Source organism: Bradyrhizobium sp. 6(2017) (assembly GCF_011058295.2).
Lineage (GTDB): Bacteria > Pseudomonadota > Alphaproteobacteria > Rhizobiales > Xanthobacteraceae > Bradyrhizobium > Bradyrhizobium septentrionale.
This window is the reverse complement of the sequence record NZ_CP049289.2, coordinates 6,794,850-6,817,827: the sequence shown is the minus strand read 5'-3', so window position 1 is coordinate 6,817,827 and position 22,978 is coordinate 6,794,850. Positions and strand designations below refer to the sequence as shown.

At 58.4% G+C, this 22,978-nt stretch carries 20 protein-coding genes and 4 pseudogenes; 13 read left to right on the top strand and 11 right to left on the bottom strand.

Annotation, left to right across the window (positions count from 1 at the left end):
* The first annotated feature begins 125 nt into the window (after positions 1–125).
* Both G6P99_RS32260 and G6P99_RS32255 read left to right on the top strand, forming a co-directional pair.
* Positions 126–656 carry a hypothetical protein gene (locus tag G6P99_RS32260; RefSeq protein WP_165124902.1) on the top strand — a complete coding sequence of 177 codons (531 nt, stop codon included), beginning with the start codon at positions 126–128 and terminating at the stop codon, positions 654–656.
* 329 nt (positions 657–985) lie between these two features.
* Positions 986–1,067: pseudogene (locus G6P99_RS32255) on the top strand (SOS response-associated peptidase); the annotation flags it as partial.
* 285 nt (positions 1,068–1,352) lie between these two features.
* On the opposite strand, the gene G6P99_RS47750 reads toward G6P99_RS32255, so the two are convergent.
* Entirely contained in the window at positions 1,353–1,556 is a 204-nt protein-coding gene (locus G6P99_RS47750; RefSeq protein WP_414645440.1) for a hypothetical protein, read from the bottom strand.
* A gap of 172 nt (positions 1,557–1,728) precedes the next feature.
* Between G6P99_RS47750 and G6P99_RS47745 the strand changes: the two are divergent.
* Positions 1,729–1,848, top strand: a pseudogene (locus G6P99_RS47745) (SOS response-associated peptidase); the annotation flags it as partial.
* A gap of 90 nt (positions 1,849–1,938) precedes the next feature.
* On the opposite strand, the gene G6P99_RS32245 reads toward G6P99_RS47745, so the two are convergent.
* Entirely contained in the window at positions 1,939–3,219 is a 1,281-nt protein-coding gene (locus tag G6P99_RS32245) for a DUF4238 domain-containing protein (RefSeq protein WP_165124896.1), read from the bottom strand.
* Between the two features lie 117 nt (positions 3,220–3,336).
* Between G6P99_RS32245 and G6P99_RS32240 the strand changes: the two are divergent.
* A pseudogene (locus G6P99_RS32240) lies at positions 3,337–3,540 on the top strand (ATP-dependent DNA ligase); the annotation flags it as partial.
* Between the two features lie 21 nt (positions 3,541–3,561).
* On the opposite strand, the gene G6P99_RS32235 reads toward G6P99_RS32240, so the two are convergent.
* The 3 genes from G6P99_RS32235 to G6P99_RS32225 form a co-directional block, all read right to left on the bottom strand.
* Positions 3,562–3,741 (bottom strand): hypothetical protein, encoded by a 180-nt coding sequence (locus G6P99_RS32235; protein ID WP_246709900.1) that lies wholly within the window; start codon positions 3,739–3,741, stop codon positions 3,562–3,564.
* Positions 3,738–4,319: a hypothetical protein gene (locus G6P99_RS32230; RefSeq protein ID WP_246709899.1), complete on the bottom strand. Its 582-nt coding sequence runs from the start codon at positions 4,317–4,319 to the stop codon at positions 3,738–3,740. Before G6P99_RS32230 ends, G6P99_RS32235 begins: the two co-directional genes overlap by 4 nt.
* A 745-nt stretch (positions 4,320–5,064) precedes the next feature.
* Positions 5,065–6,180 carry a hypothetical protein gene (locus tag G6P99_RS32225; protein WP_334261743.1) on the bottom strand — a complete coding sequence of 372 codons (1,116 nt, stop codon included), beginning with the start codon at positions 6,178–6,180 and terminating at the stop codon, positions 5,065–5,067.
* Positions 6,181–6,464: 284 nt separating this feature from the next.
* On the opposite strand from G6P99_RS32225, the gene G6P99_RS32220 reads away from it, so the two are divergent.
* The 4 genes from G6P99_RS32220 (at position 6,465) to G6P99_RS32205 (ending at position 10,857) form a co-directional block, all read left to right on the top strand.
* Positions 6,465–6,842, top strand: coding sequence for a helix-turn-helix transcriptional regulator (locus tag G6P99_RS32220; protein ID WP_246709676.1), 378 nt, complete (start codon positions 6,465–6,467; stop codon positions 6,840–6,842).
* Positions 6,843–6,905: 63 nt separating this feature from the next.
* Positions 6,906–7,412 (top strand): hypothetical protein, encoded by a 507-nt coding sequence (locus G6P99_RS32215; RefSeq protein WP_165124884.1) that lies wholly within the window; start codon positions 6,906–6,908, stop codon positions 7,410–7,412.
* 114 nt (positions 7,413–7,526) lie between these two features.
* The gene (locus G6P99_RS32210; RefSeq protein ID WP_165124881.1) at positions 7,527–9,887 is read left to right on the top strand and encodes a virulence-associated E family protein; all 2,361 of its coding nucleotides are present in this window, start codon (positions 7,527–7,529) and stop codon (positions 9,885–9,887) included.
* Positions 9,888–10,479: 592 nt separating this feature from the next.
* Positions 10,480–10,857 carry a hypothetical protein gene (locus G6P99_RS32205; protein WP_165124878.1) on the top strand — a complete coding sequence of 126 codons (378 nt, stop codon included), beginning with the start codon at positions 10,480–10,482 and terminating at the stop codon, positions 10,855–10,857.
* A 443-nt stretch (positions 10,858–11,300) separates the two neighbouring features.
* Here G6P99_RS32205 and G6P99_RS32200 read toward each other — a convergent pair whose 3' ends face one another.
* Positions 11,301–12,353, bottom strand: coding sequence for an alpha/beta fold hydrolase (locus G6P99_RS32200; protein WP_165124875.1), 1,053 nt, complete (start codon positions 12,351–12,353; stop codon positions 11,301–11,303).
* A 55-nt stretch (positions 12,354–12,408) separates the two neighbouring features.
* Positions 12,409–14,022 carry a flavin-containing monooxygenase gene (locus G6P99_RS32195; RefSeq protein WP_165124872.1) on the bottom strand — a complete coding sequence of 538 codons (1,614 nt, stop codon included), beginning with the start codon at positions 14,020–14,022 and terminating at the stop codon, positions 12,409–12,411.
* 197 nt (positions 14,023–14,219) lie between these two features.
* Here G6P99_RS32195 and G6P99_RS32190 point away from each other — a divergent pair, with 197 nt between their 5' ends.
* Complete coding sequence (locus G6P99_RS32190; protein WP_165124869.1) at positions 14,220–14,528, top strand: hypothetical protein; 309 nt, start codon at positions 14,220–14,222, stop codon at positions 14,526–14,528.
* Positions 14,529–14,788: 260 nt separating this feature from the next.
* Here the strand turns inward: G6P99_RS32190 and G6P99_RS32185 are convergent, their stop codons facing one another.
* On the bottom strand, positions 14,789–15,412 hold the full coding sequence (locus G6P99_RS32185; RefSeq protein ID WP_165124866.1) for a tyrosine-type recombinase/integrase: 624 nt from the start codon (positions 15,410–15,412) through the stop codon (positions 14,789–14,791).
* A gap of 243 nt (positions 15,413–15,655) precedes the next feature.
* On the opposite strand from G6P99_RS32185, the gene G6P99_RS32180 reads away from it, so the two are divergent.
* On the top strand, positions 15,656–16,039 hold the full coding sequence (locus tag G6P99_RS32180; protein WP_165124863.1) for a GYD domain-containing protein: 384 nt from the start codon (positions 15,656–15,658) through the stop codon (positions 16,037–16,039).
* Positions 16,040–16,291: 252 nt separating this feature from the next.
* On the opposite strand, the gene G6P99_RS32175 is transcribed toward G6P99_RS32180, so the two are convergent.
* A complete protein-coding gene (locus G6P99_RS32175) occupies positions 16,292–17,860 on the bottom strand; it encodes a winged helix-turn-helix domain-containing tetratricopeptide repeat protein (protein WP_165124860.1) in 1,569 nt (522 codons plus the stop codon).
* Positions 17,861–18,021: 161 nt separating this feature from the next.
* Between G6P99_RS32175 and G6P99_RS32170 the strand changes: the two genes are divergently transcribed.
* Positions 18,022–18,909, top strand: a complete 888-nt coding sequence (locus G6P99_RS32170; RefSeq protein WP_165124857.1) for a DUF1127 domain-containing protein — start codon at positions 18,022–18,024, stop codon at positions 18,907–18,909.
* A 64-nt stretch (positions 18,910–18,973) separates the two neighbouring features.
* Here the strand turns inward: G6P99_RS32170 and G6P99_RS32165 are convergent.
* A pseudogene (locus tag G6P99_RS32165) lies at positions 18,974–19,105 on the bottom strand (IS5/IS1182 family transposase); the annotation flags it as partial.
* A 184-nt stretch (positions 19,106–19,289) separates the two neighbouring features.
* Here G6P99_RS32165 and G6P99_RS32160 point away from each other — a divergent pair.
* Both G6P99_RS32160 and G6P99_RS32155 read left to right on the top strand, forming a co-directional pair.
* Positions 19,290–20,348 carry an ABC transporter substrate-binding protein gene (locus G6P99_RS32160; RefSeq protein ID WP_165124854.1) on the top strand — a complete coding sequence of 353 codons (1,059 nt, stop codon included), beginning with the start codon at positions 19,290–19,292 and terminating at the stop codon, positions 20,346–20,348.
* A gap of 352 nt (positions 20,349–20,700) precedes the next feature.
* The gene (locus G6P99_RS32155) at positions 20,701–22,062 is read left to right on the top strand and encodes an IS1182 family transposase (protein ID WP_165124851.1); all 1,362 of its coding nucleotides are present in this window, start codon (positions 20,701–20,703) and stop codon (positions 22,060–22,062) included.
* 299 nt (positions 22,063–22,361) lie between these two features.
* Here the strand turns inward: G6P99_RS32155 and G6P99_RS32150 are convergent, their stop codons facing one another.
* Positions 22,362–22,958, bottom strand: a complete 597-nt coding sequence (locus tag G6P99_RS32150) for a PepSY domain-containing protein (protein ID WP_165124848.1) — start codon at positions 22,956–22,958, stop codon at positions 22,362–22,364.
* Positions 22,959–22,978: the final 20 nt, after the last annotated feature.

The window sequence follows — 22,978 nt, the reverse complement described above, 5'->3', positions numbered from 1 at the left end:
GCGAGCCAACCTCCGGTTTTGGTCATTCGCGACCGGGTTGGCCAGCGGCAAGTCCGGGCATGGTCCGCTATGCCGCTGAAAGCGGAAGTGAGCTATCCTGCCGCGACGCAACAGGAATGACGCTGATGACCGAGACCGTCGCGCCCGTCGCCAAGCCTGTCTCTCGACCGCGATCCGCCAAATCCGCGACCACCGTCAGCGCGTCGGCACTGGCGCTGCATCTCGATTGCAGCCGGACCTACATCGGCAAGCTCGAAGCCGAAGGCGTGATCCAGCGGCAAGGTGACGGCTTCCCGCTCGACCAGTGCCGCATTGCTTACCTGCGGTTTCTCCGGCGTGAGCGACAGCAATCCCCGCGCAGTGAAGCTGACGCTGCCCATGTCGCGGTCAAGACCGAGATGCTCCAACTGCGGTTGATGGAGAAGAAGCGAGAACTGGTGCGCCGCGCAGATGTCGATGAACTGATCGACGGCATCGCTGGCGTCACCCTGACCGCACTGTCGAGCCTGCCTGCGCGCTGCGCGCCGCGTGGCGATCTTGCGGTTCGGCGCAGCATCGAGCGCGTCGTGTTCGAGGTGTGCACCGAGATTGCCAACGTCTGCCAACAGATGGCGGACAAAGCCGGTGAGCCACCGCTCGACGAGCAGCAGGACTGAGCAGGCACGTCCCCGCCGTTGTGCCCGGTACGCTATCCACCGCAATCTGTAGCGGCTTGCCTGGCGGAATTGTTTGCCATTTCTGCTGCCAGCGATATCCTGACCCCGGCTGGGGGGCTTTTAGAATGTTCGATGTGTATCTGAACACTAAGCGTGATCTGTTGGTTGTGCGCAATGGTTTGCCAATTCCTCTTCCTGACGCGTCAGGCAGATGGCGCAAGAAGAAAAAAATAGCGAGCGTCAGCGAGGACATTAAGCTCGCCGTTCAGAGGCAGGGCTACTACATGCGGAAACTAACGGACTTTAAGAAGCGTTAGTCCGCAAAGCGCATGTGCAACCTTTACAGCATCACCACGAGCCAAGCCGCCATCGCGGCGCTGTTCCGCGTCGTCAATCGCTATGTCGGCAGGCGTTCGGCCTTGACCTCGCCGAAGTCCGATCCACCCCTGCGAGCGGGCATTTTACATCCACGACGGCCGGTAGGTTTACGACGTTCCGACCCGCGCGAGGGATAGCGAATTTGCATGCCGGTCCGGATCGCCCGTTCCGAGAAAGCGCCAGAAGCAAAGCGGCCCCAGAGTGCCTAGCAGTCCGGGTCCCATAACCTCAGCACCTGTGCGGAAAAGGGGCGACCGCAGGCCCCGATCCTGCCGCTACAGCGCGGGCATATTTCAGCCGCGTCTGGCTAAATCCGTCTCAATCGCTTGTAAAAACGAACGTCATGTCGCGAAACTTTAGCTCCGGAAGGTCCTTGGCGTTCTGTTGCATCTGATAAAGGTCAAGGCTCGAACTCGCAAGTGAGGGAACCGCCGCTGCGGGTGGAGCACCGAAGAAGGCCAGCTTTAAGCCGCCACCGGCAATGATAACGGCCACGAGGGTGATAATGGAATATGCACGCATGACACCGCTCCTTCGTTGCGAATGCAATGGTGGCCCCAATGGCTCCATCCAGACAATCGATACGATGAGCCCGTTCCGTTTCTGGTTCATTTCGCGGGCCATCTGAATGGTTTCACCGACCAGTAATTTGACTGCGTCGGTGAAAGGATCGTGCGTGGGACTGATCCCTTGGGACGTTTGGATGCGGGCGCCGTGGGACGAGGCGAAGGCGTTACAGCGACCGCTGCCGGACGATGCGCTCAGGATCGTCATGCAAGGGACCGACAAAGAGGACCGCGCGGCGGCAGCATGATCGCCTCAGGAAACTCAGACCTATTTACCGGGCTGCGGTGCAGGCCCATACCGCAGCGCCGCGCGCTGTGGCTCCGTTAGCTCCGCGGCCTCAATGTTCGATACGGCCTCCAATGGCATCTTCGACCTCATTGAGTATACTACCCACTGAGGCGCTCTCGATCTGCTGCTCATCAGGCCGGAAATCGGCGTGCGAGAGAAACTCGCTTTCCGCGTGCCTGATGAGGATGCTGGAAATGCGGCGAGCAAGTCGCTCATCGGCGCAGAGCTGCAGCGGAATGATACGCTTTTCGGTTTCTCTAGTTGGCAATGTCACGAAACAGACTCGTGGCGTCAACGGCGCGACCAAGCGCAATCCGTCGCCGAAACCCCCGTGCGCGCAAAATGTATCCGGCAGAATAAACAGTGGCGATTGAGCCTTTACAATCGCCCAACGGCTCCACATTACCGGGTGTGCAAGCCGGTGATATAGGTCGTTGTTGCGATACAGTGTCTCGTATGCTTTCCGCAACATCTCTGGGTCTGTGCTGTAGCCAAGCCTCCCTAGCTCCGCAGAAAGCGACTGGCGGATGCGCTCAATGAAAGCCGGACTACGCAAAAGTTGGATGGCCAGAAATCCAACAAGAGCCTCACGCTGCGGGGCGTTTAGTGGCCTTGTGTTAAGAAGATTCTGGACGGGCAACTTTGCGTCGCATTCTAGCAGGCCAAAATATGCTTCAAGCCAATCGCTGTAGAGGTTCGGCCTGAAACCCCACTGTCCGAAACTACGCGATGCCGATGACCAGCCTTCGTCGACGCGCCGCCATCGCAGAATCTTTCCACCAACCGCCCAATAGTCGCGAATGAACGAGCGGGGGATAAAGTGGTTTGTCTCAACGCGCTGGATTGCCAGTTTAGTTGGGCGTGGGTTCGCTTCGCGCTCCAGTGCTTTTTCCGATTTTCGCTTCCAGTCCGTCAGAAGCTTCTTCCAAATATGCTCCTGAACTAAGCGAGCGGTGTTACTGATAAGCTTCGCCCCCGGGGTTCCTAAACACTCGTAGCGTTCCTGCTCAATACCCACGACGCTGGGATCGCGGTCCGCAAGTCGCTTTTTGACCACACCCTCACCGAGCCAAAATGTCAGTTTCGCAAGCTCGAATGCCCATTCTTCTCGCAGGTTGATGTGGAGAGGCTCCGCATCATTCGCGGCCAGTTCCATAAGCACGACGACGATGCGATGCACAACCTCATCCCAAATCGTCGCAAGTGGGTCGATCACCTCAAGAGCGGACTCAGGAAAGAGTTTTCGAACAGCCGCGCGGGTGAGCGGCGGATAGACCGGCTTGAACGGGACTTGGGCTTGTGCACCTGACGACTCGGCTGAGGAAGTCATGATGATGAACCTATCACAGCGAAGATTGCCTAACTACCTGCACCGCGACGGTCGCCAGCCATCTTGCGCGCGCCGTTAGCTGGTTGATCCACCCCGCAACTGCCTTATCCTCCGACCATGGTCCAGCGGCGGTGTCTCTCCGGCTTCATCGAACCCTGCCAGCCGTCGAAGGTGGACCGGCCACCGTCCGGCCCGCTGTGGGTTCACGAAATCAAGCATGACGACTACCGGCTGATGGTGCGTAAGGATGGCGCCCGCGTCCGCTGCTTCACCCGCAACGGCCACGACTGGGCCGACCGCTTCCCGGCCATCGTTGAAGCCGCCAGCAAAATCCTGGCATCGTCATTCCTGATCGACGGCGAGGCGGTCATCGCCCGGGACGCCGGACTTCCATGCGCTGCGGAACCGACGACGGGCCATGAGGCAGTGCTGTTCGCCTTCAGGCTCGGCTGGAGGCATCGTGTCAAAGCCGCGCAAAAAACGCATCAGCGGGGCTCGGACTTTGGCGGCGGTGATGCTCATCGGGTTTTTACCGCCGCGCAGAACTGTTCCGTGACCGCCGTCGTTTCCTCTGTGACGTTCCAGCCGTTCGTCTCGGCGTTTTCCTTGGCCAACTTATGCTCGATCTCAAGCATCTTCTTGGTGAGCGCGTACGGCTTCCAGTCGGCCTTGGACAGCTTGGCGGAGGTGTTCGCTCCACAGACGTTGTAGGCAATCGCTTTCTGCACATTAGTGCTGACGTGGCTCATGTGGTCCTCGACCACGGCGGTGACGCGCGCCTTGGCGTATTGGCTGTTGGCTGCGATGAAGTCTTTGCAGAAGGCGACCCGTTTACCTCCGTCGCGGGCCTTGATGTAGGCCGTCTGCGTTTCGTAATGGACGCGGAAGGCGAGTTTGTCGGCGTTCGGGTCGGATTTCACCGCTTCGAGCACGGCGCGGTGGTCACCCAAGGTGGCGTCATTGATCCTGATGTCACATACTTTGGCGAGGGAGACGACCGGCACGTAGGCCCGCACCTTGGCTTCCAAGGCATCGTCGGCGTGAGCAACTGGTGCGAACAGGCTGGCGGCGATTGCGAAAGCAACGAGACAGCGTTTCATTGGTGACATGCTCCAGATCACGGAACAGTAAGCGGCGGCGGGGTTGGGATCGCGGTGGCCCACCACACTCACCAGCGCGGCGGCCAGCCGCGAAGCGTCCAGCCCTAGAAAACAGCAGTGGCGCTGATCAAGGCGCGATTGCGGCGGAGTGGCGCGCTCCGTCTAACGGCATTCTAACGCGCGGCCTAACGGATTGTGGCATCAACGTGTCCGCGCGGTCGATCCTCGCCGTCGATACCTCGGTCGCTCGATTTGCCATCGGGCATTGCCCGGCTCGAACGGGCGGCTGGCATCGTCGCGGATCACCAGATGCCGCCATGACGGTCGCGGGCCGACATCGAAATGGAAATTTGAAAATGAGCGCCAGCGCTCGCAGACCCTGCCGCGAGTTTGGATCGCCATCCACGCGGCGAACACGGGCGAGCGCCTGCGCCGGATCATTCCGCCGTCTCCTGCATGTCGGTGGTCGGCACGACAGGGTCGCCGATGCGGTCGAGCAGCGCGTTTGATGATGGGCCGTAGGATCGCATTAGAGCGTGCCTGAGAGGGGGTTGACTTGCTCCGGTGTCCGATGAGGCGGGCCGAGATGCCATGCGCCAGCACAATACCTCGGCCCTGCGCGACGGCATCGAGACAACTCCGTCGCGGTTCGTGATATGTGGCGCGGGACAGTCGCCCATCCCGCGCCCGTGCGTGCCGGGGAGGTAAGCAGGCACGCAAGCCGCTCCGGCTTCACGATCCGTGTTCACAGTCGCAACCATGAAAGCCCCGGCGATGTTTCGGGTAGTTCGGTGGTGCGCGCCGTGGTCACCAGCCGCACCTGCAAGATCGCGAGCGGCGAGATGTCGGCACGAAACTCGACAGGCAGACCTTGCTCCATCGCTGACCACGTCAGTGCAGCCTCATCGCGCCCAATTGCGAGCAGATCGCCCTGAACCTCGGCTTCGCGCTGTTGCCGCGCTTCATGCGACAACGCGGCCTTGTCGTCACTTTCGGTGCTGATTTCGTCGTCCAGTGCGGCGATCCATTCCGATTTGTGCCGCCACATATTCATTCCGACCGTGTCGGGTATCTCAACCCACGCAACGGCACCCGGCTGGGCGTTGAATACATCCACCTGCACCCGCAGCGTCGGCCAAATGATCGGGCCGTCATGCTCGATCAGGTTCGTGACGACTGGCGCACCGCGCTGCGCCAGTGCTTCGATCTCCGCACGCATCCGCTGCTTGGCATGGCTCGACGGGAACGGCGCGGACCTGATGCGATGTAAATCGGCCCTCAACTCGCGACCGCGCCTTCGCAGCCGCTCGACGGCGGAAAGATCGTCCTCGCCCTTCTTCAACTCCGGCGGCTCGCCTTCGTGATCCTGCAGCGTGCAGCCGCCGGGCAACCCGTGGCGCACCAAGTCCTCGCAGGTAGCCACCGGGGCGGATGCCGCGTGCCATGCCGCCGTCCTCGCCTCCTGCAACTTTGTCAGCAGCTCGAAATCGGCGGTCATCTTTTCGAGATGCTTCTCGGCGGCGACGACGCGAGGATCATCCGGCTTGAGGCCGAAGCCATGGTCCTGCGGATGGTTGACGAGCCGCGCCAACGCATTCGCGGCTTCAACCTTCGCCGCACTTGCCTCGCGGATGGTCTCGAACTCAGGAACGAGCGCGTGCGCATCGGCGGCGCGCTGGCGCAATGCCCGAAGCCGTTCGGCAGCAGCGGGCGGCAGAAGCTCGATCCCGTCGAAATGCGGCTGGAGTTGAGGCCCAGCGGAAAACGGCTGCGGGTTCACCGGCGCCGGTGCGAAGCCTGCTGCCGTGCTTGCCGCCTCCATCTTCGGAAGCTTTGGCCACGCTGGGAGACGGTGCTGCATGCAGTGTACTGCAACATCCTGCGCTTGGAAATACGTCATAACGATTGAGCGCGCGAGGACACTCTAGAGAAGGTCGAGCGCACTTCTAATTTTGATTTGGCATTCCGCTTTGCCGCAAGCACTTTGCTGACGGGTGCATCATCGCGACGTCAACACAAATGCGATTTGTTCCACACTATGAAATTTTCGTCGAACGCCACGTTTGACGAAGGCGAACGAGTGCAGTCGCGGTATCCTCCTTAGTGTCGCTAGCAACATCAAGCACAAGGAGAGGACGCATCATTATGATTAGCAAGTTGACTGCAGCTAAGAAGAAGCTGCTGCAGAGCAGCACTTCAATCACCGATCCCGACGACGAACACACCACCACCACCAGGCCGCGCAAGATGCTTTCGGAGAAGGACGTGCTCAACCTCGTTCCGTTTTCGAGGACCACGCTCTTTCGACTGGAGAAGAACGGCAAATTCCCGCGCAGCACGTTCGTCTCCCCGAACAGGAGATGCTGGTTCGAAGCCGAGATCACGGCGTGGCAGACCGCGTTTGCCACGAAAGATTACCGCGATCCAGAGCGCCCGCGTCGCGGCGGACGCCCAGCCATAAAGAAAGACACTACCCGAACCCCGGCCCCCAAAGCCGGGGTTTCGCTTTCAGGCGTCAAATAAACTGACAGGGCACAAAACAGAACCATCGAGAAGCGTGAAACCCACGAAGAAAAGGAGACCACGATGAAGATGAAGAGAGCGTTGATCTGCACCAAGACCCCCAAGACCGACGATGAGCTGAAAACCATCATGGCGTCGCACCCATGGGCACCGGGGATGATCCACGGCTTCTACAAGCTCAAAGACTGTTGTGGGACGTGGAATGAATTGGCGACCTTCGGCATGACTTATGACGCGATCTGGATCGACGCGGGCTATGCATACAATCTCGGTCACTGGGTGGTCGAAAGCTACCATGCCCCCGAGCCTAACCAGCCTTGTTCGCGCCCTTCGCCTGGTGAGCTATTTGATGAGGATCCCCGGCGGAAAGCCTGGTGGAAGGCGACCTCAGACTTCATCCTCAGCAATATCCCCGATGAGTATCAGGTCTATACTGTCTATTACGGCGAGATCGTACGCGAGTTCGAGGACCTGGAAAACGCGTGGTGCGAGTACCTGCTTGATAATTTCGACGACTCGTCAGAGGTATGGCTGCGCTCGGCATCACCGAGACCACCGACGCATAAATGAAAAGCGAGAGCCCGCCGATGCTGTTCGACGGGCTCTCACGTTCACAAATTGTCGAAGCGTTGCGCGAAGGGCTTTCCGCTTTTTCAAGACCATCAACACGGCTAGGCCGGGAACATGGACAAGGCGAATATAAAGGATTACGCCGACATCACCAAGCACTCGATCCCGATCACCCTTTTCAAGGATGAGTACGCGACATCGTTGCTGAAGAGCCGGCTGACCCTGCCCGAGACGTGCAAGATGATCCTTCGCGCGGAGGCTCCGAGCAAGAGCGCACTGAGGTGGATCAAGCTCGCGAAATTCGGCAAGCTGCGCGCGATCAAGCCAGACGGTACGCAAGGCGAATGCCTGCGCCACGACGCCAACGTCACCGGCTTTTCCGGCATCGAACTTGATTACGACGGCGAGGTGTTGGGCTTCGATGAAGCGACCGCCAAGCTCAAGCAGCACAACGTTCGCGTCCTGATCTACACGTCGCCGTCCCATACAACGGCAAAGCCACGCTGGCGTCTCCTGTTGCCGGTCTCACGGCTCGATCTGCCAGTCGAGATGCGCGCCAAGCTGTGCGCACGGATCAACGGTGCACTGGGCAATATCTTCGCGCGCGAATCGTTTGTGCTTTCCCAAAGCTACTACTATGGCCGCGCGCTCGACAATGTTGCGCCGGATCACCGCGCGGAAGTGATCGACGGACGGCTGATCGATCTCTGTGATGATATCTACAGGTACGAGAAAGACGGCGCACCGCCGCCGCTGTCAGAAAACGACAAAGCCGGCAAAGCAACAGGCAGCACTGATCAACAGGCAAGCCCATCATCCTCGATCGACTGGACCAAAGTCGCCGAACATGCCGGATGGCTGAAGAGTGCTGCCGATCTGCCGGAAGATTTCAACGCCAAGGGCAAACTGATCGTTGGGCACACCGGCAACCTCGATGATCTGCGGTTCGATCTCGATCAGGCCGACCTCGCCAGCAAGCCATGCAAGAGCTGGTCCGAAGTATCGTTCGCACTCACCGCGATCTTCAAGAACGACAAGCGATTCTTTAATGAGCAAATCGCTGCCGCGCTGTTGTGCGATCTACCCTGCAATCAACACATCCTTAGGCAGCGCGATCAACGCCGCGCCGTCGGGCGCCTGCTTGGTCGCTGCCACCAGCAGCTAGACAACAACGACATCAGAAAGGCACGACTTGGTGGTGAGCCAGATTGGCGTGAGCGTCGCAAGAACGGTTCGCCACGTCCATCGATGCACAATGCACGGCTTGCCGTCTGTGCCCTCGGCATCGAATGCAAGTACGATACATTTCACGGCAAGATGTTGTTCGGCTATCAGGGCGACACGACGCAGCATGCCCTCGAAAAACTTCTCGGTGAAGTGTCCGACAACGGCATTATCGCGTTGCGGCAACTGATGTCAGATCGTTTCGGGTTCGACCTGACTGAAAAACACGTGCGCGATGCCGTCACCTCGCTGGCCCTCGAACACTGTTTCGATCCCGTCGTGGATATGTTGGTCGAGGCGGAAGGCAATTGGGATCGGAAGCCGCGGCTCGATAGGATGGCGGTCGATTATTTCAACTGTAGTGACACGCCGCTCAACGCCGCCTGTGTCCGCAAGACCATGATTGCGGCTGTTGCCCGGGCGCGCGTTCCCGGCATTAAATTCGACCAGATTTTGGTACTCGAAAGCGAGGAAGGGTTCAATAAATCCACCGCATGGCGTGTGCTCGCGGGCGATAATAATTTCTCCGATGAGAAGATCATCGGCAGGGAAAACCGCGAAGTGCAGGAGCAACTCGCCGGGATATGGATACACGAAAATGCCGACCTAGCCGGACTCAAAAAAGCCGAAGTAGAAACGGTGAAAGCGTATGCGTCTCGGCAAGTCGATATTGCGCGTCCTGCCTATGATCATTTCGTCAAGAAGCAGCCACGTCATTCCATTGAAATAGGCACCACCAATTCGACCGAATATCTGCAGTCGCAAACAGGCAATCGACGGTTTTGGCCGTTGCTCGTGCAAGAGCCAATCGACATCGAGAAACTGAAGCGCGACAGGATGCAGTTATGGGGCGAAGCCGCGTACTACCAAACTCAAGGTGAAACCCTCGTGCTGGATGAAGAGCTATGGACCGTCGCTGGCCGGGAGCAGGAGCATCGTCGCGTGAAAGACCCGTGGGAGGATTTGTTGCGCAACATTCCGGACCAGACTGTTTATGGATACTCCAAAGATGGCGTGTGGCACGAAGGCGTGCGCAACATCATCGATCATAGTTTCGTTGACAAGGCGCAGGTGTCGGCGGCTGACCTGTTGACCTATCTGCTCGATGTTGCACCCGGCAATCAACGTGTCGAGCACACGATGCGTTTGGCGAATGCCATGAAGAAGGTGGGCTGGCAACGGACCAGCAATGGCTACGTCACCATCAATGGCCAGCGGGTGCGCGGCTATTACCGAAGGCGAGAGACCTGAGAGGCAAGAGTGACCTTTTTGCGATTTTCCAACTCTTTTTATGGCAGTCCTCATCAGCCGTGGGTCCACCGCTATATGCGCAAGCGCTAGCTGGTTAATGGAGAAGTCTTCTGGAAGATGTTTCAGGTCTCTCAGGTCTCTCTTATGACTGCAGCACAGGGATTTCTCGAAAGGCGGCAGGCCTCCCCCATTGGGGTCGAAGTCGCTCAGGTCACCCGTCGCAGGGCGGGAGCGCGGCAGGCAGATAACGAAGAAAACGCTTGCCGCATGAGACGTTGATGGAGATCATGGTCGGCGCGATGCTGGCCCCAATCGACAGCATCGTGAACCGTTCCCAACCCGTGAGCACGCTTTGCGATGCTCTCAATGACAAACGCAGGGTCACAAGACAAGCGCGTAACTAGGTTGGTATGTCACTCAACGTCAAAGGGGGCCGGGGGGAGGGTCGCAAACTAGAAGGAATGGGATGACGGGATCGGTCCCTGGAGCAGCCGCCATAAACCTGTAGAATTTGAGGTTAATTCCGCCCCGGTTCTGCGAGAAGGATGTGTGTATGGGTATCCGAGGCCGCCCATCATCGAGGGCAGCGCTGATGATGCCGGACAATCCGACCGAGATCATTCAACGCCCTGATGCCCCATACGAGCTGACTGACGAGGAGGCCGATGAGTGGCGTGCGGTTGTTGGCGCGATGCCCGCCGACCACTTCATGCGCGGCAACTTCGCTCTTCTCAGCCAGTACTGCCGACATGTGATTGCGGCCCGTCGGGTCGCTCAGCTGATCGGCCAGGTACTCGAGCAGGGGGATTTCGATCGCAAGGAATTTGGCGCGTTGCTCCAGCTCCAGGTGACCGAGACTGCTGCAATCACCCGCTTGTTGCGATCCATGCGCTTGACCCAGCAATCGGTCCTGCGGGCAGAGACGAAGCACCCTAGGGGACCAGCAAGACGCCCGTGGGATCCAGAGTGAGCTGCGCTTTGCCTCAGCGACGCCCATTCACCCAACTTCGCCGAAACGGTGCGCAACGGCACGTGCGGGCGCCGAAGCTTCTGGTACAGCCCTCACAGGGAAAGCCAGAGTGTCCCGGCTATCTCGTGTAAATTCGAACTGCGAATGCCTGCCTTGGGTCAAGCGCGATGTTGACGCTTCACCGATCGCCTCATTGGAAAAAGTGCAGATCTTGCCCGTTTGGTTCTGCTTGCAGGATGTGTGGACCACATCAGGAAAGCGCCCGTTCGCGCGGATTGGCTTCAGGTAGTTATCATGAGGCGGCCGAGGAGGAGCCCGGCTGCATGATCTTGAGCCGCAACGCGGTTATGGAACGGCCGCTCCTGGCGCAAAGCGGCCGTTCGCGGAAACAAAATGCCCGCGAAGCAAACATCAAAGCTCACGCTACGGCAGTAGTTCACGAACTAAACGTCTGTCGCGAGCAATTCGTTTAAGTGCTTATCGAGCTGACTGATCGCGCTGGGATCAGCACCGAAAAGTGCGAGATGGCCATCGATGGTTTGGATCGGCCGGAACTCGGCATCGGGAACCAGCCGCCATTCGGCCTGGCAATCGGACGGCGGGAAGAACATGTCTGAGGACATCGGCATAACAAAGGTCTTGGCCTTGATGCGGCCCAACGCGGCCCGCAAGTCGCCGCCGGTGTGGCGGCTCACGTCGCCGCGCTGCCATTTCCATGCCATGCACAGCAAATCGTTGGGATCCATGACGCTGAAATAGCCGTTCATGAAGTTTATGATGAAATCGTCCATCGACGAAAAGCCCAACGCCTTGTGCCGCTCTTGCTGGAAGAATGCCGTGCTCCAACCCATAACGGCCCACATTTTAGCGTGGCGCAGGAGGCCCTCCCTCACGTCGACCGACGACGCGTAAAAGCCCTTGTTAAAACCCGGGTCGGACGTGATCGCCTCGACCAGCGTTTCCGTGAAAAGGGAATCGTGGATGGTGTTCCTAGCGGTGCCGGCGATAGGCGCCGCGCGTTTCACCATGTCGGGGTAGCGTACCGCCCACTCGTAGGTCTGCTGTGCGCCCATGGAACCGCCCACAACAAGCGCGAGACGTTTCAAGTCGAATTTTTCCGTGAGAAGCTTGTATTGCGCGCGCACATCATCACCGATGCGCACACAGGGAAAATTTCCCATCCCGGCTGGCGCCGGGGTATTGTGCGGCGAAGATGAAAGACCATTGCCAATCTGATTGACGACAACGATGAAGTACTTGTCCGGATCGAGGGCGCGGCCCTGACCGACATACACCTGTTCGATGATTTTGTTTGTGCCGGAGTACCAGGTGGGAATGAGAATGGCGTTATCTTTCGCAGCATTGAGCTTGCCGAAAGTTGCGTAGGCGAGTTTGCAACCGCGAATCGTACCGCCTTCTTCCAAATCGAGATTGCCGATGTCGTGAAGCTCGTAGGGGCCGTGCACGTCCTGCGAGTAGTAGCTGTTCTCGATCATTATCTCCTCCCGGCAGCGTTGGTGGGGCGGCAAGGCTGATGCCTTCTAAATCTGGTTACGCCAATTCGAATCCTTCGTAGCCCTTGGCTGCGACCTCGTCGCACTTCTTCCTGTAGCCGCCGACGCCTTCTGGCCCCAAATAGGGCAGGAAGGCGCGCGGCTTGCCGGGGATGTTGGCGCTCATGTACCAGGAGTTAGCGCTGGTCATCAGCGTCGCGTTGACGATTTCGTTGACATGGGCGACCCATTGATCCTGCGCCGCTGGCGTCGCCTCAATGGTGGTCTTTCCGGTCTTGCGCATAGTTTCAATGCAGTCGGTGATCCACTCCACATGCTGCTCAATCGACACCGGCATGTTCGACAACACAGAAGGGCTTTGCGGGCCGGTGATCGTGAACAAGTTTGGAAAGCCGGCGACCGAAATGCCAAGGTAAGTGTGCGGTCCGTTCAGCCACTCCCGATCCAGCGTGCGGCCGCCACGGCCTTTCAGGTTCAGCGCCTTCAGCGGGCCGGTCATGGCATCGAAGCCGGTGGCGAAAACGATGACGTCGAGGGCATATTCCTTGCCACCTGCGCGGATGCCCGTTTCGGTGATCTCTTCAATCCCTCCGTCGGCTTTTGCATCGACCAGCAGCACGTTGTCCTTGTTGAAGGTGTCGTAGTAGTTGGTGTCCAGCGGCTGACGCTTGGTGCCGTAGGCGTAGCCCTTGGGCATCAGCTTTTCGGCGACGACCGGGTCCTTCACGGTCTTGCGGATCTTGCGCTTGATGTAGTCGGCGCAGATGTCATTGGCCTCCTGCGAGAAGAACATGTCCTGATAGTTGGCCAGCCAAAAGGCGAATCCGCCGGCGTCCCACATCCTGTCGAACTCACGCTCCCGCTCCACGGGTGTTGCCTCCAGCACCGACTTCGGAATGAAGTAATGTTCCTGGCCGAAGAACGATTCCCGGATCCGCTTGGCGATGCCCTCATAGTCCGCCTTTCGCGCCTTGGCCAATTCGGGGTCCACCTTGCCGTTGCGCGCCGGAACGCAGTAGTTGGCGGTGCGCTGGAACACGGTGAGTTGCTTAGCCTGCTGCGCAATTTCGGGAATGGCCTGCACCGCCGTGGCGCCGGTGCCGACCACTCCCACGCGCTTGTTGGTGAAGTCAATGCCGGTGTGGGGGAAGCGGCTAGTGTGGTACCACTTGCCCTTGAAGTTCTCCAAGCCCTTGAACTGAGGCATGTTCGTGGTCGACAAAGTGCCTACGGCCGGGATGAGGTAGCGAGCCGTAACCTCTTCTCCAGTGTCGGTACGCACCGTCCACAGGTTGGTTGTCTCGTCGAATTCGGCGTTGGTCACACTCGTATTGAATTGAATGTCGCGCTTCAGGTCGTGGCGTTTGGCAACGTGCTCCAGGTAATTGAGGATTTCGGGCTGCTCGGGATAGCGTTCGGACCATTGCCACTCTTGCAGGAGCTGCTTGTCCCAGGTGAAGCAATAAATGTAGGCGTCAGAATCGCAACGCGCACCGGGGTAGCGGTTCCAGTACCAGGTGCCACCTACGGTTTCACCGGTTTCATAGACTCGCGCCTTCAATCCCAATTTGTCCCTTAGCGACTTCAGCATGTGCAGGCCGGAAAAACCTGCACCGATGACGACGGCGTCAAAGTTTTGAGTTATGGCCATTTCTCCCTCCAGGTTTGTTATTTGAGCGGACCGCAGAGAAAATCGGTCCTCCATAGATGGAAAGACCGGCAGCACCTGCCGCATAAGCACGGCTTAGGACGCACACTTTCAAAAACCGCGAACCGCAGCGTCGCATCAGGATGACGCCAGACGTTCGGCGCGAGGGGTGGATCCGTCTAGTGTCGGCAGGGCCTGCCATGGCTGCGACAACGCTTGGCCGGTCTGAACCATGCTCTGGAGGTCGTACCTCCTGCTTTGGTTCTTCTAAGAAGGCCGATCTTCCTACCGAACAAGAGTTCATGCAAGAAAAAGACACCCGCGCATCTCGATCAACTGAAGGCAGTACGCTTGTGAACGGCGTGAGTCAGATGAAGCATGACGCGTCGGTGATGCCGACGGTGGTTCGTTGTGACAGTAAGGTTGTCCAATTTATTGCGATGCACTGCCCCCATGATGCCGGAGTCGAAGAGAGCCGTTCTGACTCCCAGAACCTCAAAGCGACCTAGACTCGACTGGCCGTGATGTCGAGTGAGCAACGGCTCGTGCGCTCAAGCGATCGACCAAGCGCAAGGTGTATGTGCGGCTTTCGCGGTTGTTCTTATGCGCTCGGATTGATGCGAGCTTCGTCGGGCGCTGCGAAACGAGCAGTATGGCAAACCGTAACACCTGAGATGTTTCTGAGGCATTTGCGCGTTGAGCGTATGACCGCGGCTAACAGACAGCTTGTGGTGCACAAGAGACCACCAGCTGACGCTCGCGCGAGCGATTAGAGCTCGATCTGCTCGGCGATGTTTAGAGCGTCGTCCACCTCAATCCCGAGATATCGAACAGTGCTCTCCAACTTCGTGTGGCCGAGAAGGAGCTGAACCGCGCGGAGGTTGCCAGTTTTACGATAGATCTGCGTGGCCTTGGTGCGCCGCATCGAATGTGTGCCATAGGAGGCCGATTCCAGGCCAATGCTGTCAACCCAGCGATGCACAAGTCGAGCGTATTGTCGTGTGGAGAGGTAAGGGCGGGCATGAAGTCGACTTGGGAATAGATATCGACAACTTGTTGTCCTGACCGTTCTTAGCCAGACTTCAACAGAGACCTTCGTCTGCTCCGTGATCTCGAACTGGACTGGTCGGCCCGTTTTCTTTTGAACGATTGTTGCTCGATCCCGTATCTTGGTAGCTGAACAGACTTCATCCAAACGAAGCTTAACCAAGTCGGAGGCACGAAGTTTGCTGTCGATTGCTAAGTTGAAGAGCGCAAGGTCGCGCCACTTGCGTGAAACTTCTAGTCGAACCCGAATAGACCAAACGTGCTTGGGTTGGAGTGGCTTCTTTTGACCGACGAGCAGCCCCTTATTCCAAGGTCGTGACAGGCGTTTGCCGACAGGAGTAAGCATGACGATTTCTCCGCCATCCCACCCTCCGCGGCGCTCGATTGTGAGCGACCAACGTAGCGCAGAAATGCGCCATGATCTGATCTAATACCGTTCCTGATTGGCCGCTTTTGGCGCTTAGCCGACATGAGTGGCCGAGCTGACGATGTCGACTTGCGGGGGTAAGGACCTCGAGGTGACGATGGCCGAAGTCGGCAAATGAACCCATTTCGGAATGGACCACTAGCGAATGCAGAGGAGGCCAGCATGACGATTTACATTTCTCAAGGTCGTTACACCGCAGCGGCCATCAAGGGGATGACTGCGAAGCCGGAGGACCGTTCCGAGGCGGTCGCGGAGTTGTTCGCCGCCGCCGGTGCTCGACTCATCAGTTGGTATCTGACTTTGGGACCCTACGATTGGCTAATCATAGCGGAAGCACCGGATGAACCCACGATGATTTCAGCGATCCTTGCGGCCGCGGCGGGTGGAAGCCTTTCAGACATAACCACTACCGTTGCGCTCACGGCGAGCGATACGGCAAAGGCCTTCCAGCGGGCAGGCGAACTTACTCTGAAATTCAGATCGGCGGGCCGTGCTGATTACTACGGAGTAGGGATCGATTCCGGCCGTGAGATCGACGAAGCTTGAGTGCCAAATTCTGGGATCTGCGCTGCCGCCGACATGACGAAGCCAGCAGGGTCGTGGGCAATAGGCATGCCCGGTGCTGCTTCGTCAGCCGGGCGTGGGCTGCCGGATCGCTAATGCAACTCGAACGAATGGCCACTTCTGGCGCAAAGCGGACATCCGGCATGTTGCCGACGTCGGCCAAGGGCCATTAACGGAAGTCGCGGTCGCGGCTACTCGATCAAATCGCTGGCGCCGCGAAGACGGAACGGCGCGTCACTTTGGCAGTCCGGCTTCCCGCAATGCCTCGGCATAGGGCGTGAATACCGCCGGTGCAAGCCCCGCCGAGACGAAAAATCCACTCGTTGAGAAATGAGGATCGCACTCAAGGACCCGCTTCGCTTCCACCTTCGCTTCCTCGCAGCATCCCTGCCGGACAAGAGCCGCCGCTAGATGGGCGTGGCAAATGCTGAAGCGTGGGTTCACTTCGATAGCTCGGCGCGCGGCAGCTGCCGCCGCCTCGTATCGCCCAGCATGGAAATTAGCGATAGCTACCGCATTGTTCGGCATAAAATTCATTGGATCAAACGGACTGAGGCGAAGGGCGAGCTGCGCGCGCTCGATGGCGAGATCACTCTCACCCATCCAGGCAAGGACGATAGCACTACAACTGAACGCGAAAACATTGGAATTGCTGAGTGACAGGGCGCGGTTGAAGAGATTAAGCGCCGTCGCGTGATCTCGCTCATCGAAGGCAATAACCAGACCGGCTAACGCAAGCGCGGTCGCATCGTCTCCGCCGCACGCTATCGCCGCGCGGGCATGGCGTACAGCAGCCGCGCGATCCCCTTCTCGCAGACCGCCACGATTGAACCTGAATCGATGATGGCAGCACCAGGCGAGAGCCGCCTGCGCACCGGCGTAACCGGGATCGAGCGCCAACGCCTGCTCCAGCAACGGGATGGCCATCGCGATGTTCTCGGACTCCCCAGTGTAAGCAAATGGCAGAGCTTGAAGGACGAGATCATATGCATCGAGACTGTCGGGTCGTTTACGTTTGACGCGCTCTATCTCGGCCCGCCTCAGGCTCGGTTCGATGGCGCCGACGACGCTTACGGTAATTTCGTCCTGCACGGCGAAGATATCGTCGAGTGGCCGATCGTAGCGCTCTGCCCATAAATGAACGCCGGTCTCGGCATCGACGAGCTGGCTGGTGATGCGGACACGATTTCCTGCGTTGCGCACTCCGCCCTGGAGCACGTAGCGCACGCCGAGTTCGCGCGCGACCCGCTTCACGTCCACAGCTCTGGCCTTATAGATAAAGGTGGAATTACGCGCGATGACGAAGAGCCACTTGATGTGCGACAGTCCAGTGATGATGTCCTCAACTATGCCGTCAGCAAAGTACTCCTGGTCGGGATCGCCACTCATATTTTGGAACGGCAATACCGCTATGGAGGGTTTGTCGGGCAGCCTGAGTGCCGGCTTCGGCGGTTCTACCGGAGTGTGGGCGGCTGTCGCGCCTGCGGGCTGTTGCGTTTCGTGCACTTGTCCGACGAAACGAAAGCCCTTGCGCGGCAGAGTCTTGATCAAGCGTTGTTCCTCACCGGAATCGCCTAGGGCGGTCCGAGCAGCATTCAGACGCGTTGCAAGTGCAGCATCGGACACGATGCGGCCGTTCCAAATGGCGTTGATGAGGTCGTCCTTGCTGACGACACGCTCTCTGTTATGGATCAGGTAATCGAGCAGGTCGAATACCTGAGGCGTGACAGGGACGAGGTCCGCCCCGCGACAAATCTCGCGTCGACCAGTGTCGAATGCGTACTCCTCGAAAAGATAGCGCAAGCTGCCAAACCCTCGGGCGGCCACCAATCATAAGTGCTCTAGCATCGCGAGCGCAAAGTATAAGCCGCCGGTAAGGAAAATGTAAGCCGGATGTCAAGCGTGCCCTTCGATGCCTTGGCATCCTCGACCGGCTGAAATGACAGTCCCCCGGGAGATGCCCCATGAACACGGCTCACGGCGCGGTTAGACAGGACCGGACAACGAGATCGACGCGTCCTACCTTCAGCTTCTTCGAGAGATACTGGGGAGCGTTTCAGGAACGGCGCAAGCGCGCGAGGTTACGAGCCGACTTGTGCGCCTTGGATAAACGCGAGCTAATGGATATCGGCAGTACTCGCGGCGAGATCGACTTCGTCGTCCGGAATCGCTCTATCGACCCCCGAGGCATCCGATCCTCCTGTGGCGGCACTTTCTTTATTGCGACGCTTTGCACCGCGTGCATCCTCCAATTCGCGAGCGAGGCCAGAGCTCAGTGCACGGCGCGAGATGTCCTGCAGAACCAACTGAGGCTAAAGAAAACTCCCTCAGCTAGTATGCCGCAAACTCCAGTCAGAGCCGCCGTCGATGTTCCGGTATGGAAGACGATTACAGTAGGGACATTTGCAGATTCGTTTGCCCTCAGTAACGCGTTGGATACAGTTGGTTGCGGCATCGAAACCTCGGCTGGGGAAATTCTCGCTCGACCGACCTTTACCCTCAGCGCTACGAAGACAAACGTGGAGCTTTTCGCAATGTCCGCGGCCCAGCTCGGCTTTGAGGCCGATACAGCTTCGCTGGCTGAGATCTATACGCGCGCTCAACAGCTGGGCTTTGGACTTGCGGCGGCCGAGGTCGCTCCTCAACTTAGGCTTCAATATTTTGACCAACCGGTTGGCGAATTTCTCATCATCGGAATGGAGCCCATCAAGACGTGGAATGGCGAGCCCATCATTTTAACAGTAGCAAATGGCGGAGCGGGACTAATCCTCATCGGCCAAGATGGCAGCGCCGACGCACAAATATCCGTGGTATCTCCTTTTCTATTCGTGCGCTCCATCGCCCAATTTTGAGTAGGCAATACTTAGAAGCCTGCCCCACACATGTTAGACTTTTCGTTCTTCACATGACTTCGAACTAGGGCGTGGACTCATTAGCACGTAGCCAAATCCGGATTGATGCGAGTTTGACGAACGCTAGATAGTTTGCCGCGAGTTTGTCGTATCGGGTCGCGACACGCCGACATTGCTTAATCTTGTTGAAGAACCGCAGCGGACATGGCCGGACTTGCCGTTGGGTCGCCCCGGTCGCGAATGACCAGGACGGACCTAGGGCCTGATCATCCCATGACGCCCAATTGGCCTATTCCCCTTCGCAGCCCGGTCGCAAAATGCTAATGTTCAAGTATTGGTAGGCGTCTTCTCCGGGAGCCCACATGCACCGGCGCGCGTTCATGTCGCTTGTCGGAGGCGCGGCGGCAATATGGCCGCTGACAGCACGGGCGCGGCAACCGGCAATGCCGGTGATCGGTGTTTTTGGTACAGGCACACCAGCGCCCTTGTACTTCGCCGCGAGCAAGGAAACCGTCATGGCCGAGAAAGGCGTTAGCATTGCTTATGCGGACGGGACTGGGTCCTTTCTTGTCCTGCTTGCAATGGCCGAGCAGCAAGGGCTTTTCGGAAAGTACGGCGTCAAAGTTCGATCGGTGGCCGTCAAGGGCGCAACGGTCCCCCGCCTGACAGCTGACGTGCCGTTAGGGATGATCGGCGAGCCAGCCGCTTTGTTGCAGACCGCGGAAGGAGCAGATTTGCGCCTTGTCGCGTCTTTCAGCGACATCAAGCTTTCGGGCCATCTCGTTGTACGACCCGGTATTAAGACGCCGAAAGATTTGCGCGGCAAGCGCCTAGGTGCGCGCGTGATTGGCGCCGGACTGTGGATATCCACGATCCTTGCCCTCGAACAGTTGGCGCTAGATCCACAGCGAGACGAAATCACCATTCTGCCCGTAGGCAATCCGGTCCAAATCTTCCGCGCTTTGGAACAGGGCGAGATCGATGGTGCGCTGGTGTCAGCCGCGCAAAGTCGCGAACTGCAGGCCAAGGGGTTTGCAGTCCTTTTGAAAGATTATCCGCCAAATATAAGCAGCTTTGGCGGGGGGCTCGTTGTCTCCAACGATTTTCTGTTAAACAATCGCGATGTGGTTGCGCAGGTCGTGCACGCACTTCTGGAGGCCCTCGCGCTCTGCCTTGGCGGACAGAACAAGGCGAAGGTCAGACTGGCATTCAACACAGCCCTCAGCATCACCGACGACGAAACGGCTGCAAGCAGTTTAACCGAGCTGCGACGTAAGCCGTACCCTTCATTGGCGCCATTGGCAAAAATGCAGAAAGTGATCTCGATCCATGACCCTCGCGTGCTGAATGTATCGGTGGTTGATCTCATCGATGACCAGTTTGTTCGCAAGTTCGACGAAGATGGTGAACTGGATGCACTCTATGCGGCCTACAGGTAGCCTTGGCACGGCTGACGCATCTGCTTGCCGTTAGTCTTGCGGCTACCGTGCTCCTGTTGGCACATTGCGTCGTTCCGCCGCTATGCAGCAAGACGTCGGCTGTCGGGGCAAGGCGGACTCTGGCGCGGCGTCAGCCCGGCAGATTTATGGGTTCACGGCCTAGCAAAGCAACCAAAACAGCATACGAACACCGAGAACCGTGAACACTTCCCGAATTCTTATGTCCGCTGTGGGTCAAAAACGGACTTCGTGGCAAAGTCCGCTTCTGGCGTATTGTGTTGAAAAACTCGACCGTTGAATCCGAAGGAGATCACTGATTCATTCTGTCGGTGTGGGCGGGAGACTTGAATCGATGATGGGTCCGCGGCAAGTCGATCAGGCGGCGCTGTTCTACGAGTTCTCACTTGAACGACATGTTCCGGCCGCTCACTCGCTGAGGGCGATCGACCAGTTCGTCGATTTGTCAGAGGTTCGGAGCCACTTGGCTCCATTTTACGGCTCGACTGGCCGGCCTTCGATTGGTCCCGAACTGCTCGTGCGGATGCTGCTGGTTGGCTACTGCTACGGCATTCGTTCCGAACGGCGGTTATGCGAGGAGGTGCACCTGAACCTTGCCTACCGCTGGTTCTGTCGGCTCGGGCTTGGCGGCGAGGTGCCGGACCACTCGACATTCTCCAAAAACAGGCATGGCCGCTTCCGTGATTGCGATCTGCTGCGCAAGCTGTTCGAGACCGTGGTTCGGCGCTGCATGGCAGAAGGGTTGATAGACGGGGCAGCTTTTGCGGTCGATGCCAGCCTGATTGCCGCTGAGGCCAACAAGCAGCGTTCTGCTGCTGGGTCTGACGAGGTTGACTGGCAAGCCATTGCCAGGACGCGTCGATCCGTCCGGGAGTATCTCGACACCCTGGATGAGGCAGCATGGGGCGCGGCGAGCGAAACTGTGCCGAAGTTCATCTCGAAGTCGGATCCGGCCGCGCAATGGACTGGCGCTCACAAAGGACATGCCTTCTTTGCCTACGCCAACAACTACCTCATCGACCTGAAGGTCGCGATCATCGTCGACGTCGAGGCGACGCGAGCGATCCGGCAGGCCGAGGTCGGCGCGGCACGCACAATGATTGAGCGCACTGAAGAGTGCCTTGAACTCTGTCCCGAGCGCCTGGCCGCCGATAGTGCCTACGGCTCGGCGGAGATGCTGGGATGGCTAGTCAACGAGCGGGCGATTGAACCGCACATTCCGGTGTTCGACAAGTCGGCTCGCACCGATGGAACGTTCGCGCGGGAAGACTTCGCCTACGATCAACAAAGCGACGTTTACATCTGCCCGGCTGGCAAGGTGCTGACTTCCACGGGGACCCTGGTGAATGATGGAGCAACACTGCTCTATCGCGCCGTCAAACATGATTGCGACGCCTGCGAGCTTAAGCCACGTTGCTGTCCGAAGATGCCCGCCCGCAAGGTCCCACGTTCAATCCACGAAAAGGCCCGGGACGTTGCGCGCGATATTGCCAAGACTGATGCCTATGTCAGGTCCCGGCGCGAACGGAAGAAGATTGAGATGCTCTTCGCGCACCTCAAGCGCATCCTGCGCCTCGACCGTCTCAGGCTAAGAGGCCCGTTGGGCGCTCGTGACGAGTTCCTCCTTGCCGCAACGGCGCAGAACCTCAGGAAGCTCGCAAAGCTGATCCCGATCCCTGCGCTCCAGCCCGCCTAGGCGCAATCAAGCACCCGTGCGCCGGTCGCATTGCCCGATCCCAAATTGCCAGTTCGCGGACTTCTTCAACACAATCGGCGCAAAGCGGTCATTACAAATGTCGGCTGCGTCGGGATGGCCGGAGACCGAATTGTCGTTCGAAAGGCTACAAAAGGGGGGAACAGAGGAAAGGTGCATAACATGGGACTTCGAGAAGCGGTCGCTATTGAGCAACGCATCGCACAATGCCGTCGTTTATTCCGATCGCTCCTTCGAAACATCGGATCGCGGTAACAGCGATCTGGCTCAGACCTGATCGCTTAGTTGCTTCCTTGCTTACCGACCCTAGGCGGTTCGAGCGTGACCTCCTCCAAGCGATCACCACTGGCGATGACGACCACGAAGTTGAGTTTGCCATCCTGCTTCATCAGACCTCCGGCAAGAGCGCTTCCCGCTGCAGCCTTCTCAGCGATGCGTACGGCGTCGGACAGCTCTTGCTCAACTGACTTCAGGGCAACGATGTTGCCCAGATCCTCTCGGTCGAGGTCCCTCAGCGATGACGAAAGTGCCTTTTCTGTAACGCTTCCGGTGTTCGCATCTATCACATTTTCCCAAAGTCGCTCATTGCCTACCGTCCGCACGCGATAAATGGCCGGACCGGAAATCTCAAAGCTAACATCTGCGGTCCTTGAACCGTCATGCAAATGCTCGGCGATCGCCACCGCCTGACTGAGCGGTATTTTTATTGTGCGAAATTGCGCGAGCAGGCGACGAATCGTCGCCTCATCGGCATCGCCTTGGGCGGCTACGCCTCTATTTGCGGCGTCCAAAGGCGAGTGGGTGACGTCGGCTCTCGCGCCCGTAGCAGCAAACGTGGCGGACAGAACGATAATCGCAAACAATCGCTTCTTCGACATGAGGTAAATCCCTTGGCTGT